The organism is Dokdonia sp. R78006 (assembly GCF_042466145.1).
GTDB lineage: Bacteria > Bacteroidota > Bacteroidia > Flavobacteriales > Flavobacteriaceae > Dokdonia.
In genome coordinates, this window is the sequence record NZ_JAXHBU010000001.1 from 1,822,675 (window position 1) to 1,839,422 (window position 16,748).

The following is a 16,748-nucleotide window of genomic DNA, read 5'->3' on the forward strand; positions in this document are numbered from 1 at the left end:
CTTTATACAAAACAAAGGATATGCGGATTTTTTTATGTCTTATCGCCTCATTAATGCTCACTAGCTGCGGGACGATGTATGTAGATTATGATTACGATACTAAGAAAGATATTGCTGGTTATAAAAATTACGATTACGACTTCTCTGAGCCATCAGGCTTATCAGAGTTTGACGAGCGTAGATTCTTAAAATATACAGATAGTATATTGCAATCTCGAGGTTTTGTAAAAACGCAGGAAAATGATATTTTCATCAAAATAAAAGCAGACGAATTTGAGACTAACTCTAGAAACACCATAGGCGTAGGTCTTGGTGGAGGTGGGGGTAATGTGGGAGTTGGCGTAAGTGGTGGGATTCCTATAGGAGGAGCCGAAAGGCACTTACAGCTTGTCTTTACCATTTATGAAGCTCAAAATGCGCAAGCTACCTTATGGGAGGCGACGAGTGAGAGCAATGTAAAGGTAAAAGCGTCTCCTGAAAAAAAGGAAGCTCATTTTAAGAAGCTGGCCGAAAAAATTTTAAGTAAATATCCACCTCAGAAGTAAATCAGTTTTGGCATCATATTGGTATATATTTGATAAAAATTTGAAAATGATAAAATGGATTCTCTTATTGTGTTTTCCTGTTTTTGTGGTAGCACAAAATGATACCGCTTTCGCGAAAGCGGAAACTCTTTTTAAGAAAGAACAATATCAACAAGCAAAACCATTTTTCAAAACATACTTATCTACGCATCCCACTCATGCAAAAACTATCGAATACTTAGGCGACATCGAAGGCTACGCCGAAAATTGGAATGATGCAATATCATATTATGAGCAGCTTGTAGAGCAATATCCTAACAGCGCAAACTATCATTATAAATATGGTGGTGTGATGGGTATGAAAGCGCTAGCAGTAAATAAGCTGAGAGCGGCGACGATGATAGGCGATATCAAGGAAGCTTTTGAAACTGCAGCTACATTAGACCCAAAACATATAGAAGCCAGATGGGCGCTTATTGAGTTTTATATTCAGTTACCAAGTATCATAGGTGGAAGTGAAGATAAAGCCATGAAATATGCAGATCAGCTTGCAAGCATATCACCAGTAGATGGGTATCTAGCTCATGGATATATTGCAGAGTATAATGATCGCCCTAATGACGCAGAGGTAAATTACAGAAAGGCAGTTCAAGTAGGTGGTTCTGTAACTTGTTACCAGAAATTACAAGAACATTACGAAAAAAACAATAAGCCGGAAGAGGCACTAGCTACGGTAAAGGCTGCTCAAACTAAGCATGAAGAAGATAATAGATTGCATTATCAGTTTGGGAAAATCGCTGGTCAATACGGAATAGGCCTAGATCAAGGAATATCTTGTTTACATAAATACATTGATAATTATACAGCCAAAGACGGAGTGCCAAAAGACTGGGCTTACTTGCGTCTAGCGCAGATTTACAAGCATAAAGGAGATAAAATAAAAGCAGAGCAATGGATAGGTAAAGCACTAGCCAGTCGTTCTGACTTTAAAGAAGCGCTACTAGAACGCAAGGAAATCCAGCTGCTTTAAGAGCGTAAGGCTGGATTAATATCCATCACATTATCTTGGAGATAGCGATCTATAAACGCCTCTGTAAAATTTTCACTTCCTAATAATTTAGCCGATTGTAACTTGCTTTTAATAGGCAATTCTTGGTACTTCTTAAGATAGTCAAGTGACAAACTTTTAAAGCTGTAATGCCACGGCTCGTAATTAAAACCCTTACGATTTTGGTCATCTGTGTAGACTAAGTAAAAGCCGTAAGTATTTGCATTCTTATCCATCCATTCTTTAAACTTGCAGAAGGGCCCATTACCATGAAATTTAGATGGTACGAGTAGTCCTCCAGATACTTTTGGAGTGCCGTCTACAATATCTATATCTGTACCCCAGTGATGTCTTGAAGTTCCAGGGATGGTGGAGTATTCAATTATTTTTTCAATTGCCGCAGTAGGGTTGAGTCCGCTTTCGCGAAAGCTTTTGTATTTGCGTTCCCAGATTCTATTTTGGTGGTTATAGTCTCTATAGCTAGATACTACTTGGAATTTGATACCTTCCTTAAGCGCTGCACTTTTCATCTCTTCATAAGCAACTGCAGCTTCCGGTCGAAGTCTGTATGTTGAGGTCTTAGTAAGAAGCGGAGCACCTTTGCCAAGTAATTCATCTTCAGAAATACCTTGAAAAAATGACGTCGTTGCGTGAAGTGGGAGGGAAGCAGCAACGGCTCCTAGCAATGTTAATTTTGAAAATGTGCGTCTGTTCATAATAAATCTTTTTTCATTCTAACATGTGGGCCTACTTGCGGAATATCAAATTCTTCCCCTATCATTTTATAGCCTAGGTTTTTATAAAAGTCTAGAGCAACAGTACGAGCGTTAAACCATAAGATGTTGCGTTTTCTTTCCTTTAAGATTTCTTCACCCTTATTAAGTATTTGTGCGGCTATTCCTTTATTGCGATATTCTGGTAATACAGCCATTCCTCGTAAACGTGTTTGGACGCCTGTAAATTCCTCGTAAGTATCTCCCATAAAACTGGCTACACCAACAATTTTGTTATGGTGGTACATACCTAGGTGAAAAGTAGTAGCTTTTTCATCTGCCTCCATATATACATCTTCAAGGGGTCTTCCAGCTCGTAAAACAGGATGTCTTACTGGCCACGTATCTTGAGCGTCAATTTCCCGAAGTGAGTAATCTTCATTATCTAGACGATACAAGATTGAAGGATTATTGTCGTAATTAATCTTTTCTATTTCATTCATACTACACTTCTCTAAAACCTTGCGAGATTGTAGATTATCAACATGTGCGTGAGCAATTATAAATGGTAATTGTAGATTTAAAAAAGCGTAAGCTATACAACCTCTGGTACTTTCTGTAGCATATCCTTGTTTCCAGTATTGCTTATAAAACCGAAACCCTATATCTACTGCTCCTTTATCTTTATGTAGTTTAAGCCCACACCATCCTAAAAATGCGTTATCTTCTTTTCTAATGACAGCATATCTCGCCAAAGATTCTTTTGATGAATCTTTGGTTGTTTTAATAGTGCGCAACCCAATATATTCACTTATGAAATCCTGAGCTTCTTTTAGATTTTTGAACGCGCTATCTCCGGTGTATTTAATAACATCTGGATTGTTATTCATTTCATAAAGATGCCTAGCATCTTCATAGATAAATGCTCTTAAATATAAACGTTCTGTTTCCAGAATGGTAGTCATTACGCTAGAACGTCTTTAAATTCTGGGTTACGATCAAATTGAACCTCTGCAAAAGGACATAGCGGATTAATCTTAAGATTATTTTCTCTTGCAAATGCTACAGCGTGAGCCATAAGCTTTGAAGCAAAGCCTTGACCTTCCTGTGGGATTTTAGTCTCTGTGTGGTCTATGGTGATGATAGAGTTATCATCTTTAGAATAGGTTAATTCTGATATAATACCATTTTCACCTTTTATATAAAAGACACCTCTGTCTTCTCTTTCTTTATGCTGTATGGTCATCACTTTTTTATTTAAAAATATAAATAAAGAGTAAAGCAGCCTAACAAAGTTCGTTTTTGGGAAATATTTAGCGATTTATGTAAAATGCACCTGCTAGATCCTTTTGATCTTTAAGTTTGAGTACATAAAAGTAAGTTCCTACTGGCAGTTTGTCGTCTTGAGACACAGTTGCCCTTCCCTGTGAGGTTCCATCAAAAGAGTTGTCGTAGTTTTTCATCGAGAAAACTTCTACACCCCATCTGTTAAAAATGAATAGTTCATTGTCTGGACTGGTAGCTAATCCTTCTATGACAAAAGTTTCATTGATGCCATCACCATTAGGGGAGAAGAAGGTATAAACATTTATGGAGCTGCCTCCTCTCAAAACAGACCCGAGCGTAAGCGCAGAAAAACCATTTGGCTCAAAGATGTCAGATGTAATCTGACCATTAGTTTCATTTCCTGTAATCTGTGTATTTCCTAAGTCAACCCACCTATTTAGAACTTCAGAGTAACCCACGACTCTCAGAGACTCTATGCCATCTGCAAGTACCGGTACTTGTGTTTCTTCATCCCAAGTAAGTCTAGCTTGTACTGGCAGTGTGCCATTTAAATCCCAATATTCATTAGGGTCAATAATAGATAATGTGTTTTGAAAAGAATCCCTGTCAAAAGATCCAGAAAGAGTACTTGGAGTATTAGGATCTTCAAAGAAATATGCTGCCTGATACAAGTCACCAGCAGGATCTAGAGGAACTACTGTGAGTTGGCGTATTTTAAAATCATCACCTATAGGGAAGTCAAACTCTAGATTACCTTGATTTGTAACATAACCGTCCACATGGTTGTCATCACTTTCTCCTAAGTAAATTGCATCGTTAGTAAAATCAAGATTAATTCCTAAGTCTTCTCGTGGGGTTGTGATTCTCCCGTTTATAAAATCTAAAAAGTTTGTAACACCCACAGACACCTCAAAGTTGAGGTCTTCTGGAACATCTACCTCCATATTGAAGAAAATAGGCTTGTTGTTACCTAAAATAAATAGTTCTTCGTCTTGATTGTAAAAACCTGCTAGACCTAAATTATTATCAAAGTCTCCGTCATTCACAAGATCACCATGAAAGCCTATTGATCCACTTTGATGAATCTGAACATTGCCAAAATTATGTGCGGTCTCTTGCGCTTTCGCGAAAGCGAAACCACAACAAGCCATGATTATTATTAATATATTTTTCATTGTATTACAATTTCGTTATTGACGCGTTTGTGAATACTGCATTGAGGCTAGATCCTCCAGCATTAATCACATATTGAAAATTTATACGATTTCCCGCATTGAGTGCGTATGAGATAGTCCCAGAAGCTCCCCAATAATCTCTGCTGGGTAAGGTTACAAAACCTCTTGATAAATACCCTATGAGAGTTCCATTGCGTCGTGCTGCCAAAATATATTTAGTATTACCCGCAGGCATATTACTGCTTGACAATGAAGCAGATAATGTGTAAAGACCATCTTGAGCAACTTCAATCTCTCCAGTACCTATTACAGTAAATAAACCTCCTTCGTTTGCTTGTATGTGAGATGCATTAATAGGCATGTCAAAGTAAGTGTTATTAGCAGTGGAAAGTATTCCAGACCCTCCATTTCTATTGAGGATTATACTTCCTCTAGATGGTGTACTCATTGCTTGCCATGTAGTGCCATCATAAATTTTTGCAACCTTTTGGTCACTGTCATAAGCCATAACACCGGCTTCAGCGCCAGTCGTATTGTTTATTTCTGCTGTTGTGCCATCATTCAATTTCAATAGCAACTGGGGATTTAATGTTTGCGCTTTCGCGAAAGCAAAAAATAAAAAAAAGCAAGCTGTAATATATAGGGATATTTGTTTCATACTTTATTTATATGCCGTAAAAATGACTAGTAATGCTTCGTTGTTAACATCTCCTGGTTGTATATCGACCAGAGCATTTGCGCTGTTTACTGTAATTACACCATCTGTATAATTTACATTTAGTGTAAAGCCATCAGTTGTAAACGCTCCAAATGCGGCTTCTATTTTACCAAGGCTACTTCCATTCTGGTCACCATAGCGTATACCAATGCAATTGCTGCTACTCGCATAGCGAGAAATATCGTTTATAGAGTTACCGTGACCTCCAGAATACATAGCTTGTTGTACTAAAGAGCCATTTATATTGCGAGCAAAACCATTCATCGTTCCATAAGCATTGTCAATACCTCTATCATTGTTACCTACGCCATTATCTGTATCTATATTGAGACTTTCAATATTTGCATTTGCAACAAAAGTTACTTGTGATGGCTCAAATGGAATTCCAGTTACCGTTACTGTTCCTTCTGCTGAGATAATGAACGTTCCTGTATAAACAGTCGGTCCTAAATAAGCACCACCATTAGTGCCTACTTGAATTTGATTGTTTGTATCATCACTTACCACTTGAGCCGTAAAAGGAACACCATCCTCGTCTGTGTATGTGATTTCTCCTGTTGCTGCTGGATTTACAGCAGTAGTAGTATCATCTTGCTCAAATGTAGTCACAGTTTCTAAGTTCTGTACAAGTGCAGTGAGATCTAATTGTGTGGTTGCACCATCCTCGGCTATGTAGTCTATATTAGCATTATCAGCATTGAGAGCGATACTTGTAAGTGTTTCGGCACTCATTATATCTATAGTTACTGGTGCTCCGTCATTATTATCAAATGTGAATGTTCCATCCACATTTTCGGTTAGGGTTGCTTTGTTTACTATATCTAAAGTTCCATCTGGATTAGAAAGGCTAAAAGAGCCATCACCATTATCTATAAGAGCTACGGTGTCTATATAGGCCTTGTTTGCGGCGTCACCACTATTTACTGGAGTAGCAATATTGAGAACACTGTTATTGCTCATGTTTAGATCACCTACCATTGTATCGCCTTGAACCTCTACATAACGGGGGTCATAAAGTACTGCATTAAATGGGTTTGTTAATATCCACGTGGTAGAGTCATTATCATAAACATAAGTTTTTCCTACTTCGCTTGCTGGTGTAGCTGAGTTGTTTACAATATAAATATCTCCCTCTACTGCGCCTGATGGCACCTCATTTGCCGAAATTAATGCAGGATCAACCGTGTCTCCAGTATAAACACTTCCTATTGTAACAGCTACATTTCCAGATGCATCTGGGCTACTTCCATTTACGGTAGCTACACGAGTACCATAGACCCAATCAGTGCCATTCCAATAAATTTCATCATTGGTTGCCGTTCCATTTGATAACATCGGTAATGTAATCTTATCAGTAAGGTCGACTAGGTTACTAGGAGTCGCTGGAGTTGTAAGTGATAATTCTGTACCCGTTAATTGGATATCTTGTAATTCATTTTCTACATCTGCATCTGCATCTTGGATATTGATATCTACACTACCTCCATCTTCTAGAGCTACATTAACCAATTCTAAAGGTGTTGTTACTGTTGAAGAAATAACTTGATTATCTGTGCTAACGCTAGAAATGTCTATTGTTTGGTTTCCAGCCGAGTCGGTAATTGTCAATTCTGTACCATTAAAAGCAATACCAGTATTAGTCTCATTTAAAGGGTTTGCATCGGCATCCTCTATATTGATAGTTGTGTTTGTTCCATCAGATATTTGAATTTCAACTTCTTGGTTGGGTGTTACTACATCATTTGATAGATTTTGAAATTCATTTAAAGGATCAGCATCTGCATCCTGAATGTTAATTGTAGCGTTTGTGCCATCTGTGATATTAACACGTGCCTCTTCATTAGGTATGGTGACTGTTGTGCTCAAATCTTGAAATTCATTTGTAGCATCAGCATCAGCATCATTAATACTAAAAGAAGTTACAGTACTATTTTCTGAGGTATATGTGAAGCCATTATTACCATCGTCAATAAGTGTCGTTATTGTTTCGTCGGCTTGTGTTAGGATGGCTAGAAACCCAGTTGGGGTATATTCAAATATTCGATTTATATCTGTGTTGTAAACGAGCATACCTATTTCTAGATCAGCTATGTTAAAAGCATCAATTTCTGCTTGAGATGCCTTTTGGATGTTTACTAATAGGGCAGGGTCTGTGGTTTGCGCTTTCGCGAAAGCGTAACTACATAATAGAATAATAAATAAAAACTTTTTCATTGTGTTGTTTTAAAATCCAGGGATGGTAATTACAGTAAACATAAATTCTGAGTCAAAATCTGCTCTATCAGTTCCGCCATTATCATTGTCTCCAATATTAACAGTAAATCCATCAGCAGTTTGATTGTAATAGCTTGAATCTGGGTCGTCATTACCAGCACCGTTTCGATCTAGAACCGTTAATTGAATCACATAATTAGCACTTGGCAGCGGTGATGCGAATGTTATTCTATAATCCCCATTTGTATTTCCTCCACTAGTGTTATTTGTAGTAACCTTAACTGCTGTAGCGTTAAAAATAGCGCCTCCCCCAGCTGGGGCAACTTTACCTGTAGCGTATATAGTTGGTGCAACAGCTAAATATGCACCGCCGTCTGTTCCCACCGAAAGTGCGTTATCTGCATCTGCGCTTACAACCTGAGCCGTAAAAGGATTACCAGCTTCATCTGTATAAGTGATTTCTCCAGTTGCTGTAGCATCTGTAATAGTAGGAGTGTCGTTTTGTACAAAAGTGGTTACTGTTTCATTTATAGCAAAAGGATCTCCTTCTTCATTATTGTAAGTTCCAATCAGGTTTGTACTTGCAGCAGCATTTAAGTCTGTAACATCTGTTACTGTTTCTTCTGCAGATACATCAACAAATAATGCTCCGTCAGTTCCTGCAGTAATGTTGTTATCTGCGTCTGCTGATATTAGGTTCACATTTGCGTTGGTAGCATCTTCATTTGCGTAGGTAAGTTCACCTGCTGTGATAGCTAGTGCTGTTACTGTTTCATTGATATCTACCGGAGTTGCTGCTGGATCTTCATTAGTGTACGTAGCAATAGTATTCCCTGTTGCTGCTGTTGCTGTAACAGTAGTGACTGTTTCATTGATAGTAAAAGGATCTCCCTCTTCATTGTTGTAGGTTCCAATCAGGTTTGTACTTGCAGCAGCATTTAAGTCTGTTAAATCAGTTACTGTTTCCTGTGCAGAGACATCAACAAATAAAGCTCCGTCAGTTCCTGCAGTAATGTTGTTATCAGCATCTGCCGAGATTAGGTTTACATTTGCATTAGTTGCATCTTCATTTGCGTAGGTAAGTTCACCTGCTGCGATTGCTAATGCTGTTACTGTTTCATTGATATTTACTGGAGTTGCTGCTGGATCTTCATTAGTGTATGTTGCGATAGTATTTCCTGTTGCTGCTGTTGCTGTAACAGTAGTTACTGTTTCATTGATAGCAAAAGGATCACCTTCTTCATTGTTGTAAGTTCCAATCAGGTTTGTGCTTGCAGCAGCATTTAAGTCTGTTACATCCGTTACTGTTTCTTCTGCAGATACATCTACAAATAATGCTCCGTCAGTTCCTGCAGTAATATTGTTATCTGGGTCTGCTGATATTAGGTTCACATTTGCATTAGTTGCATCTTCATTTGCATAGGTAAGTTCCCCGGCTGCGATAGCTATTGCTGTTACTGTCTCATTGATAGTAAAAGGATCTCCTTCTTCGTTATTGTAAGTTCCAATCAGGTTTGTACTTGCAGCAGCATTTATGTCTGTAACATCCGTTACTGTTTCTTCTGCAGATACATCAACAAATAGTGCTCCGTCAGTTCCTGCAGTAATGTTGTTATCTGCATCTGCTGAGATTAGGTTCACATTTGCATTGGTAGCATCTTCATTTGCGTATGTAAGTTCCCCTGCTGCGATAGCTATTGCTGTTACTGTTTCATTGATAGCAAAAGGATCACCTTCTTCATTGTTATATGTTCCAATAAGGTTTGTACTTGCAGCAGCATTTATGTCTGTTACATCCGTTACTGTTTCTTCTGCAGATACATCAACAAATAGTGCTCCGTCAGTTCCAGCAGTAATGTTGTTATCTGCATCTGCTGAGATTAAGTTCACATTAGCATTGGTAGCATCTTCATTTGCGTATGTAAGTTCCCCGGCTGCGATAGCTATTGCTGTTACTGTTTCATTGATATCTACTGGAGTTGCTGCTGGATCTTCATTAGTGTAGGTAGCAATGGTATTCCCTGTTGCTGCTGTTGCTGTAACAGTAGTTACAGTTTCATTGATAGCGAAAGGATCTCCTTCTTCGTTATTGTAAGTTCCAATCAGGTTTGTACTTGCAGCAGCATTTAAGTCTGTAACATCTGTTACTGTTTCCTCTGCAGATACATCTACAAATAGTGCTCCGTCAGTTCCTGCAGTGACGTTGTTATCAGCATCTGCTGAGATTAGGTTCACATTTGCATTAGTTGCATCTTCATTTGCGTAGGTAAGTTCACCGGCTGCGATAGCTATTGCTGTTACTGTTTCATTGATAGCAAAAGGGTCTCCTTCTTCATTATTGTAAGTTCCAATGAGGTTCGTACTTGCAGCAGCGTTTAAGTCTGTTACATCTGTTACTGTTTCCTCTGCAGATACATCAACAAATAGTGCTCCGTCAGTTCCTGCAGTAATATTGTTATCTGCGTCTGCTGATATTAGGTTCACATTTGCATTAGTTGCATCTTCATTTGCATAGGTAAGTTCCCCGGCTGCGATAGCTATTGCTGTTACTGTTTCATTGATATCTACTGGAGTTGCTGCTGGATCTTCATTAGTGTATGTAGCAATGGTATTTCCTGTTGTTGCTGTTGCTGTAACAGTAGTGACTGTTTCATTTATAGCAAAAGGATCTCCCTCTTCATTGTTGTAGGTTCCAATCAAGTTTGTACTTGCAGCAGCATTTAAGTCTGTTACATCCGTTACTGTTTCTTCTGCAGATACATCAACAAATAGTGCTCCGTCAGATCCTGCAGTGACGTTGTTGTCAGCATCTGCCGAGATTAGGTTCACATTTGCGTTGGTAGCATCTTCATTTGCGTAGGTAAGTTCACCTGCTGCGATAGCTATTGCTGTTACAGTTTCATTGATAGCAAAAGGATCTCCTTCTTCATTGTTGTAAGTTCCAATCAGGTTTGTACTTGCAGCAGCATTTAAGTCTGTAACATCTGTTACTGTTTCTTCTGCAGATACATCTACAAATAATGCTCCGTCAGTTCCTGCAGTTATATTGTTATCTGCGTCTGCTGATATTAGGTTCACATTTGCATTAGTTGCATCTTCATTTGCATAGGTAAGTTCACCTGCTGCGATAGCTATTGCTGTTACTGTTTCATTGATAGCAAAAGGATCTCCCTCTTCATTGTTGTAGGTTCCAATAAGGTTTGTACTTGCAGCAGCATTTAAGTCTGTAACATCTGTTACTGTTTCTTCTGCAGATACATCAACAAATAGTGCTCCGTCAGTTCCTGCAGCAATGTTGTTATCTGCATCTGCTGAGATTAGATTCACATTAGCGTTGGTAGCATCTTCATTTGCATAGGTAAGCTCACCTGCTGCGATAGCTATTGCTGTTACTGTTTCATTGATAGCAAAAGGATCACCTTCTTCATTGTTGTAAGTTCCAATCAGGTTTGTACTTGCAGCAGCATTTATGTCTGTTACATCTGTTACTGTTTCTTCTGCAGATACATCAACAAATAATGCTCCGTCAGTTCCAGCAGTAATGTTGTTATCTGCGTCTGCTGATATTAGGTTCACATTTGCATTAGTTGCATCTTCATTTGCGTAGGTAAGTTCACCTGCTGCGATAGCTATTGCTGTTACTGTTTCATTGATAGTAAAAGGATCTCCTTCTTCGTTATTGTAAGTTCCAATCAGGTTTGTACTTGCAGCAGCATTTAAGTCTGTAACATCTGTTACTGTTTCTTCTGCAGATACATCTACAAATAATGCTCCGTCAGTTCCAGCAGTAATGTTGTTATCTGCATCTGCTGATATTAGGTTCACATTTGCGTTGGTAGCATCTTCATTTGCGTATGTAAGTTCCCCTGCTGCGATAGCTATTGCTGTTACTGTTTCATTGATATTAAAAGGATCTCCTTCTTCGTTATTGTAAGTTCCAATCAGGTTTGTACTTGCAGCAGCATTTAAGTCTGTAACATCTGTTACTGTTTCCTCTGCAGATACATCTACAAATAGTGCTCCGTCAGTTCCTGCAGTGACGTTGTTATCAGCATCTGCTGAGATTAGGTTCACATTTGCATTAGTTGCATCTTCATTTGCGTAGGTAAGTTCACCGGCTGCGATAGCTATTGCTGTTACTGTTTCATTGATAGCAAAAGGGTCTCCTTCTTCATTATTGTAAGTTCCAATCAGGTTTGTACTTGCAGCAGCATTTAAGTCTGTTACATCCGTTACTGTTTCCTCTGCAGATACATCTACAAATAATGCTCCGTCAGTTCCAGCAGTAATGTTGTTATCTGTATCTGTAGAAATCAGGTTTACGTTTGCATTAGTTGCATCTTCATTTGCATAGGTAAGTTCTCCTGCTGTGATAGCTATTGCTGTTACTGTTTCTTCTATGTTAGTTAGTGTTCCGTCAGCTTCTGTGATCGTCGCAATAATCTTTCCGTCGTTAATATCTGCAACAACTATCCCGTTTGTGTTTATGACGACATCAGAACCATCGTTGTTAGTAAATGTATACGTTCCGTTTCCATTGTCTGTAATATCGGACTTAGCTACAGTTTGTGGATCTCCATTTTCATCTGTATAAGTAATTAAGCCATCCATTGCATCGGCAAATGTTGTTACAGTTTCATTAATATCTGTTGCATTTCCTGCCGCGTCAGTAACCGTTGCAATTGTATTACCTGCTACGGTATTTGTGATATTAAAGCCGTTGGTATCAATTACTGTGGTTATTCCAGTTTCATCGGTATAACCATAAGTTCCATTGCCATTGTCAACTAGCGTTGATACAGAAGTATCTGCGATAGTAGTTGTGGTTCCACTTGCGTCAGTGAAGTCGTATGTTCCGTCACCGTTATCCACGAGCGCTACTGTTCCTGCTGCTGCGTTGATTTCATCAATGGCGTCTTGTACGTTTGTAGCTGTTAGTCCAGATGTTGTATTGTCATATGGATTTGCAGAAGCGTTTGTATCAATTACTTGCGTTGCTCCAGTTTCATCAGTGTATGTATATGTTCCATCTGCGTTGTCAACGAGTGTCGAGATAGATGTATCTGCGATAGTCGTTGTAGTTCCGCTTGCGTCTGTAAAGTCATAAGTTCCGTCACCGTTATCTACGAGCGCTACTGTTCCTGCTGCAGCGTTGATTTCATCAACAGCGTCTTGCACGTTTGTTGCTGCTAGTCCAGACGTTGTATTGTCATATGGATTTGCAGAAGCGTTTGTGTCGATTACTTGTGTTGCGCCAGTTTCATCTGTGTACGTATATGTTCCATCTGTGTTGTCAACTAGTGTTGAGATAGAAGTATCTGCGATGGTAGTTGTGGTTCCACTTGCGTCAGTGAAGTCGTAAGTTCCGTCACCGTTATCTACTAGGGCAACTGTTCCTGCTGCTGCGTTGATTTCATCAATGGCGTCTTGTACGTTTGTAGCTGTTAGTCCAGATGTTATATTGTCATATGGATTTGCAGAAGCTTTTGTATCAATTACTTGCGTTGCTCCAGTTTCATCAGTGTACGTATATGTTCCGTCTGCGTTATCAACTAGTGTTGAGATAGACGTATCTGCGATAGTCGTTGTAGTTCCGCTTGCGTCTGTGAAATCGTATGTTCCGTCGCCATTATCTACAAGAGCTACTGTTCCTGCTGCAGCGTTGATTTCATCAATAGCGTCTTGAACGTTCGTTGCTGCTAGCCCTGAAGTTGTATTATCATAAGGATTTGCAGAAGCATTTGTGTCAATTACTTGTGTAGCTCCCGTTTCATCTGTGTAGGTATATGTTCCGTCTGCGTTGTCTACGAGTGTTGAGATAGAAGTATCTGCGATGGTAGTTGTGGTTCCACTTGCGTCTGTGAAGTCGTATGTTCCGTCACCGTTATCTACGAGCGCTACTGTTCCTGCTGCTGCGTTGATTTCGTCAATGGCGTCTTGAACGTTTGTTGCTGCTAGTCCTGACGTTGTATTGTCATATGGATTTGCAGAAGCGTTTGTGTCAATTACTTGCGTAGCTCCGGTTTCATCAGTGTAGGTGTATGTTCCGTCTGCGTTGTCTACGAGTGTTGAGATAGAAGTATCTGCGATGGTAGTTGTAGTTCCACTTGCGTCTGTGAAGTCGTATGTTCCGTCACCGTTATCTACGAGCGCTACTGTTCCTGCTGCTGCGTTGATTTCGTCAATGGCGTCTTGAACGTTTGTTGCTGCTAGTCCTGACGTTGTATTGTCATATGGATTTGCAGAAGCGTTTGTGTCAATTACTTGTGTAGCTCCCGTTTCATCAGTGTACGTATATGTTCCGTCTGCGTTGTCTACGAGTGTTGAGATAGAAGTATCTGCGATGGTAGTTGTGGTTCCACTTGCGTCTGTAAAGTCATAAGTTCCGTCACCGTTATCTACGAGCGCTACTGTTCCTGCTGCTGCGTTGATTTCGTCAATGGCGTCTTGCACGTTTGTTGCTGCTAGTCCAGACGTTGTATTGTCATATGGATTTGCAGAAGCGTTTGTGTCGATTACTTGTGTTGCGCCAGTTTCATCTGTGTACGTATATGTTCCATCTGTGTTGTCAACTAGCGTTGATACAGAAGTATCTGCGATGGTAGTTGTGGTTCCACTTGCGTCAGTGAAGTCGTAAGTTCCGTCACCGTTATCTACTAGGGCAACTGTTCCTGCTGCTGCGTTGATTTCATCAATGGCGTCTTGTACGTTTGTAGCTGTTAGTCCAGATGTTGTATTGTCATATGGATTTGCAGAAGCGTTTGTATCAATTACTTGCGTTGCTCCAGTTTCATCAGTGTACGTATATGTTCCGTCTGCGTTATCAACTAGTGTTGAGATAGAAGTATCTGCGATGGTAGTTGTAGTTCCGCTAGCATCTGTGAAGTCGTATGTTCCATCACCATTATCTACAAGAGCTACTGTTCCTGCTGCAGCGTTGATTTCATCAATAGCGTCTTGAACGTTCGTTGCTGCTAGCCCTGAAGTTGTATTATCATAAGGATTTGCAGAAGCATTTGTGTCAATTACTTGCGTAGCTCCGGTTTCATCAGTGTAGGTGTATGTTCCGTCTGCGTTGTCTACGAGTGTTGAGATAGAAGTATCTGCGATGGTAGTTGTGGTTCCACTTGCGTCTGTGAAGTCGTATGTTCCGTCACCGTTATCTACGAGCGCTACTGTTCCTGCTGCTGCGTTGATTTCGTCGATTGCATCTTGAACGTTTGTTGCTGCTAGTCCTGACGTTGTATTGTCATATGGATTTGCAGAAGCGTTTGTGTCAATTACTTGTGTAGCTCCCGTTTCATCTGTATAGGTGTATGTTCCGTCTGCGTTGTCAACTAGTGCTGAGATAGAAGTATCTGCGATGGTAGTTGTAGTTCCGCTTGCGTCAGTGAAGTCGTAAGTTCCGTCACCGTTATCTATGAGCGCTACTGTCCCTGCTGCTGAGTTGATTTCGTCAATAGCGTCTTGCACGTTCATTGCTGTTAGTCCTGACGTTGTATTGTCATATGGATTTGCAGAAGCATTTGTGTCGATTACTTGCGTAGCTCCAGTTTCATCAGTGTACGTATATGTTCCGTCTGCATTGTCAACTAGTGTTGATACAGATGTATCAGCAATCGTAGTTTCATTACCAAATACGTCAGTAAAAGTATATGTTCCATCCCCATTGTCTACTAAAGTTACGTTTACAGCACTTAAAGCTCCTGTAATTTCATCAATAGCGTCCTGCACATTTGTTGCTGCTAGTCCAGAAGTTGTGTTGTCATAAGGATTTGCAGAGGCGTTTGTGTCGATTATTTGAGTCGCTCCAGTTTCATCAGTGTAAGTGTAAGTTCCATTTCCGTTGTCAACTAATGTCGAAATAGAAGTGTCTGTAATTGTTGTAGTAGTCCCGCTAGCATCTGTAAAGTCGTAAGTTCCATTTCCGTTATCAACGAGTGCAACGGTTCCTACTGCGGCATTGATTTCTTCTATTGCTTCTTGTACGGTATCTGAGGAAAGTCCGGTGCCATTATTTTCAAAAATATTCCCAGATGCAGTAGTGTCAATTATTTGCGTTGCCCCAGTTTCATCTGTATACGTGTATGTTCCGTCTCCATTATCAACTAAAGTAGAAATTGAAGTATCTGCAATGGTAGTTGTGGTTCCGCTTGGGTCTGTAAAATTATAAGTTCCATCACCGTTGTCTACAATTGTAACATTACCTATTGCTGTATTAACTTCATCTATAGCATCTTGTACGTTTGTCCCTACAAGTCCTGAATTTGAGTTGTCATATGGGTTAGAAGAAGCTTGAGTATTGATAATTTGAGAGTTTCCATTGGCATCTGTATAAGTGTATGTGCCATCGTTATTATCAACAATCATTGAAGCTATCTGGCATAAGCTCTGCCAGTTTGATCCTGTGTATTGGAAAAAGCAATTTTCATCAGTATTGAATACTAAACCTCCAGAAAGTGGTGTGATTGCATTCATTTGACTTGTGCTTACTCTAGTGGCAACTAACACCTTGTTGGTGCTCTCAAGTTCTAGTAGAGAAGAGCCATTAATTGTATTTGGATTGTCACCTATCTTTACCTGACCAAAGGCAGATATCGATAATAATAAAAAGCACGAAAGGATTAGTAATTTTTTCATTTAAGATGTAATTAAATAGGGTAATTTTATTCTAAATCAGTTGTCTTTATAGATGTTTTTAGGTCAACATGTTTATGTCAAGAGCATCGGACTACTTCTAAAATAAACTTTTTTTTTATGTTGAATAATTGGTGTTTACAAGCCCTGTTGGCAATCAGTTGGTTGTGGATTAAGTGTTGTTTAGTATCGACGAAAGGCACTTTTTTAAAAAATGTTAGCTAGTAAATATTTTTTGTATTTTTCTTGCAAGTATCAAAAAAAAAACTATTTTTGCCACGCTTTAATATCAAACATGACTTGATGTTAATACCATTTGAAGTTAAACTTCAATAAATGCGGGAGTAGCTCAGTTGGTAGAGCGTCAGCCTTCCAAGCTGAATGTCGCCAGTTCGAACCTGGTCTCCCGCTCCAATAGAAAAGGCTCTACAT

Annotated in this window: 9 protein-coding genes and 1 tRNA gene; 3 read left to right on the plus strand and 7 right to left on the minus strand. The window is 39.4% G+C overall.

Annotation, left to right across the window (positions count from 1 at the left end; translation table 11 throughout):
• Positions 1 to 20 precede the first annotated feature (20 nt).
• A complete protein-coding gene (locus tag SJY37_RS08150) occupies positions 21 to 545 on the plus strand; it encodes a DUF4136 domain-containing protein (RefSeq protein ID WP_298326810.1) in 525 nt (174 codons plus the stop codon).
• 46 nt (positions 546 to 591) lie between these two features.
• On the plus strand, positions 592 to 1,554 hold the full coding sequence (locus tag SJY37_RS08155; protein ID WP_298326807.1) for a lipopolysaccharide assembly protein LapB: 963 nt from the start codon (positions 592 to 594) through the stop codon (positions 1,552 to 1,554).
• On the opposite strand, the gene SJY37_RS08160 is transcribed toward SJY37_RS08155, so the two are convergent.
• From SJY37_RS08160 to SJY37_RS08190, 7 genes are all read right to left on the minus strand, one after another.
• Complete coding sequence (locus tag SJY37_RS08160) at positions 1,551 to 2,288, minus strand: M15 family metallopeptidase (protein WP_298326804.1); 738 nt, start codon at positions 2,286 to 2,288, stop codon at positions 1,551 to 1,553. The two genes, SJY37_RS08155 and SJY37_RS08160, sit on opposite strands and share 4 nt — an antisense overlap.
• Positions 2,285 to 3,250, minus strand: a complete 966-nt coding sequence (locus SJY37_RS08165; protein WP_298326802.1) for a GNAT family N-acetyltransferase — start codon at positions 3,248 to 3,250, stop codon at positions 2,285 to 2,287. Before SJY37_RS08165 ends, SJY37_RS08160 begins: the two co-directional genes overlap by 4 nt.
• Positions 3,250 to 3,531, minus strand: coding sequence for a GNAT family N-acetyltransferase (locus SJY37_RS08170; protein ID WP_298326970.1), 282 nt, complete (start codon positions 3,529 to 3,531; stop codon positions 3,250 to 3,252). The genes SJY37_RS08165 and SJY37_RS08170 overlap by 1 nt, the downstream gene beginning before the upstream one ends.
• Before the next feature lie 67 nt (positions 3,532 to 3,598).
• Positions 3,599 to 4,747 (minus strand): gliding motility-associated C-terminal domain-containing protein, encoded by a 1,149-nt coding sequence (locus tag SJY37_RS08175; protein ID WP_298326799.1) that lies wholly within the window; start codon positions 4,745 to 4,747, stop codon positions 3,599 to 3,601.
• 4 nt (positions 4,748 to 4,751) lie between these two features.
• Complete coding sequence (locus SJY37_RS08180; RefSeq protein WP_379952967.1) at positions 4,752 to 5,405, minus strand: hypothetical protein; 654 nt, start codon at positions 5,403 to 5,405, stop codon at positions 4,752 to 4,754.
• Between the two features lie 3 nt (positions 5,406 to 5,408).
• Entirely contained in the window at positions 5,409 to 7,679 is a 2,271-nt protein-coding gene (locus tag SJY37_RS08185) for a hypothetical protein (protein WP_298326792.1), read from the minus strand.
• Positions 7,680 to 7,688: 9 nt separating this feature from the next.
• Positions 7,689 to 16,319 (minus strand): beta strand repeat-containing protein, encoded by an 8,631-nt coding sequence (locus SJY37_RS08190; RefSeq protein WP_379952969.1) that lies wholly within the window; start codon positions 16,317 to 16,319, stop codon positions 7,689 to 7,691.
• Positions 16,320 to 16,654: 335 nt separating this feature from the next.
• Between SJY37_RS08190 and SJY37_RS08195 the strand changes: the two genes are divergently transcribed.
• Positions 16,655 to 16,730, plus strand: a tRNA-Gly gene (locus SJY37_RS08195).
• Positions 16,731 to 16,748 lie beyond the last annotated feature (18 nt).